The organism is Thermovirga sp. (assembly GCA_012523215.1).
Lineage (GTDB): Bacteria > Synergistota > Synergistia > Synergistales > Thermovirgaceae > 58-81.
Map to the genome: position 1 here is coordinate 1 of JAAYIZ010000267.1, position 3,457 is coordinate 3,457.

General features: G+C 60.3%; 4 protein-coding genes. All 4 read right to left on the reverse strand.

What is annotated here, in order from left to right:
- Positions 1–389: long-chain fatty acid--CoA ligase (locus GX108_07295; protein NLO56836.1), on the reverse strand; the 389-nt coding region annotated here is incomplete at its 3' end.
- A gap of 47 nt (positions 390–436) precedes the next feature.
- Positions 437–820, reverse strand: coding sequence for a hypothetical protein (locus GX108_07300; protein ID NLO56837.1), 384 nt, complete (start codon positions 818–820; stop codon positions 437–439).
- Between the two features lie 137 nt (positions 821–957).
- Positions 958–2,268 (reverse strand): glycine/betaine/sarcosine/D-proline family reductase selenoprotein B, encoded by a 1,311-nt coding sequence (locus GX108_07305; GenBank protein ID NLO56838.1) that lies wholly within the window; start codon positions 2,266–2,268, stop codon positions 958–960.
- Between the two features lie 17 nt (positions 2,269–2,285).
- Positions 2,286–3,457 (reverse strand): beta-aspartyl-peptidase (locus GX108_07310; GenBank protein ID NLO56839.1); only part of this gene is annotated, 1,172 nt, incomplete at its 5' end.

Below are 3,457 nucleotides of genomic sequence, written 5' to 3' on the forward strand. Positions count from 1 at the left end.
ACGGCTGGGAAGCCCGCCCCTTCAAGGGCTTCGGCCAGGTTCTCCATTCCCTCGCCGAGCACGGCGCCGACGGGATCGATATGTTCCACGATCTTCAGGCTTGCGTTGATGCCGCTCCTCGCATTCAACGGGGCGATGGCCCCTCCCAGTTTCCAAGCGGCCACGGCAATACCCCAGAGAAGGGGCGAATTGGGCAGGAAGACCGCGATCCTTGATCCTGGTCCGAAACCGCTCTCCCTCAAGGCGTCTTCCGTGCTTTCCACGAGCTCGATGAACTCGGCGCCCTTCATCCAGCATCCCTTCCACCACACCGCCGGGGCGGACGCGTCCTTTTCCAAGTTTCCCAATATGATCCTTTCGAGCCGATCAAGGTCAGGCATCGCCTTCATCTCTCCTCCCTCTGTCAGTCCCCTGCGGATATCTTCCTTTCATATCATTATCCCTGAAGGGCCTTTCCTTTCATCGACGATCCGAGCCCTGCCTCGAGCAGGGCCAGGTCCATGAAGGCCAGATCCTCCCCCCGCTTTCCCTCCCGGGAGAGAAAGGACATACCCGACAGGCGCTGCCGAGCCCTTTCCAGGAGAAGAAAGTCCCTTCCTCCTTTTATGGGGCCCTTTTCTTCCATCAAGGCAATCGAGCGATAGGGGTTCTTCATCAGCCTTCCGTTAGGAGGAAGGGGTGACCCAAAAAGGGAGTACCCCTCGAGCAGCATCCTCGATGCTTCCTCGACGACCTCGACGGGTGATCCTTTCACTTTACGTGAATCCCCGTATTTCTCAACCACCAGGGGGTTGTTCGTCACGATCACCAGGTTCTTCAAGGGGCTTGACTCCACCTTCCGGGGTCCGTGAATGATCAATTATAACCTCCACGGTCCTCCTATTTCCACAAAAAGGAGGGGCGAAAGGGCCAAGCCCTCTCGCCTCATCGTTTTTCGGGGGCTCCTGCTATGCTTCGCTAGGTGGTGAAGACGGTCTGTTCGTCGACAGGTGTCATGATGGCCTTCAGGGCCCTTTCAAGTAATTCCCGCCTGACGGCTCGGTCTCCCTCGATCCCTTTCGAGGGATCACCCACCGGGTGGGGAATCGCCACACCGGGCACGATCCTGTTCGCGCCGACGGTCAGCATTATCGGGACAATGGTGGCTATCTGGACCACCGGGATTCCCGCCGTGTTCTCGATCTCCCTTACCATCGATGCACCGCACCGGGTACAGGTGCCTCAGGTGGAAGTCAGGATGACGGCATCGACGCCATCCTTCTTGAGCCCTTCGCCTATTTCGCGACCGAACCGTTCGGCGTGGGCGACGGCCGTACCCGTTCCGGTGGTGGTGAACACGAAATCGTACAATTTGCCGAAGGCTCCCTCTTTTTCCAGTTCCCGCATGACGTCAAGGGGGAGGACCGTGTCGGGGTCCTCGTTCGCCCACACCCTGTCGTAACCTCCATGGATGGATTCGAACTCCTCCGGGGTGAGATCTTCGAGGCCGGAGATGTCGTAGACTCCGTAAGATTCAGCGGAGGAGACCCTTATGTGATCCGGGTTTCCCCTTGGCACGATGCCCCCCGAACTGACCAGCGCGATGGTCGCTTTTTTCAAATCTTCCAGGGGTTTCGCCGGAGGGATGCGCTTGAAGACGGGCATCTCGTACTCCGTGGCGAAGGAAGCCCCGGCCAGTTTTTTCAGGAGCATGTCGACGGCTCTCCTGGCCCCGTTGGCCTCGTGGAAGAAGTTTTTCCTGATGCCCCTGGAGAAATAGCCCTCCTCTTCGGCGGGGCCCAAAGGGGCACTTTCCAATAGTTTCAGGGCCAGGCCCGTCATCGCGCCCAGGGCATCCTTCATGCCCCTCGCGCTGTCGGTTGTCTTCACGATGAAGGTCTCGGGGCTGTAAAGTTCCACGCCGGGGTTCTCCCTGAACATCCCGGTGACGGTGGGTATGCCCAACTCCTTCGCCGCGGCGGCGCAGACGTCGCCGCAGGCCACGCCATAGCGCCCGGCGTTGAAGGCGGGTCCGGCGAAGAGGATGTCGGGTTTGAACTCGCCGACCATCCTTACGCATTCAGCGCGGGCTTCCTCGATGTGTTCCCCGTAGTAGCTGTCACCGCAGACGATCGTTGCCGCCACCCTGGCCTTGTCTCCAAGGAGGTTCTGAACCTGGGAGGCGAGCCCGACGGCCCCGAGACGTACCGATGGCGGCACATGGGCCTGCTCCTCCCCTCCCATACCCGCAAAGAACTGGTTGATATAGCAGACGACTATCTTTGTCATCACCCTCACCGCCTCGTTTAGACCCACCGGGCCCCTATCCTGCTGAAGCCGAGTTCGTTGGTGGAACCGATGATCGCCTGGAGCTCGACGAACATCGAGCCGTCTTCCCGGAGGCTCTCCTCGGCGCCTCCGGAAAGGTTAGAGATGGAATCTTCATACCCTATGACCTTGTCCATGGGAGGAAGCATCACCATCTCGTTGACGTTGCCTGCCGAGACAAAGGCCGTGATCTCCGGCGCGGCGTCGGCAAGGCCCTGGCTCTTGCCGTCGGTCCCCGCCGCCTCGTCGGAGATGACCACCGTCTTTATTCCGAGTTTTTCGCACTTGGCGGCATTCATGCAAAGGTCCGTGTCGGGGTTGCCGTAACCTTCCTCGGAGATGACCACGCCGTGGGCCCCAAGAATCCTGGCGAGGTTCGCGTTGTAAGAGGAGGTCCTTTCCTTGCCGGCAAGCCTCGTGTCCTCCGGGGCGGGTATTACGCCGAGGAAGACCAGGTCCTTTCCGTGCCGCCCGTAAAGCTCCTCCACGATGGGGTCGTTCAGGTGATGCCAGGTGGTGTTCTTGTCGCAGGAGGAGACGCAGTTCCCGGAGACCATGGCCCCGTCCATCTTCTCGTTGGGGTGAATCAGGGTCGGGACCAGGTGTTTCATGTCGGCCCCGTAGAGGAAAGTGTCATGCAAAAGTCCCTGGGTTATGGACATGCATAAATAGGCGATCCTTGGAAGGTGTGGATACTTCGCCGATTCCCGCACCGGGCCTTCCATTTCATAAATCTTGATCTCGTCGGCCCTCGCATCCCGGCACAGGTGGGCCAGGTACCAACCCAGCCTCAGCCCCATCTCCCGGAGAGCCGCTTCGTAGGAGTGCCGGTCGATCCCCTGGGCGGGTTCTACCACCAGCACCACGTTATTCGTACGGGAAAAGGGCGAGTAATCCGCCGCCGGGCCCGACATGTCGATGAGCCCTTCCTGAAAAGCCACGATGGGACCGCAGGTGACCACTGCCGCTCCGTCGAGGACCAGGGTCGAACCCTCGCCCACGGTCTGCATCCCACCCACGAAACCGGGAAAGACCTCCCCCGGGCCGGAAAGCTTGCAGCGCGGTTCGATGACATCCTTCACGGGGATTATCCTGAGGCTCTCACCGGGACGGGCGAGTTCCAACTCGGCCTTGGCAAACCGCGGTTCCT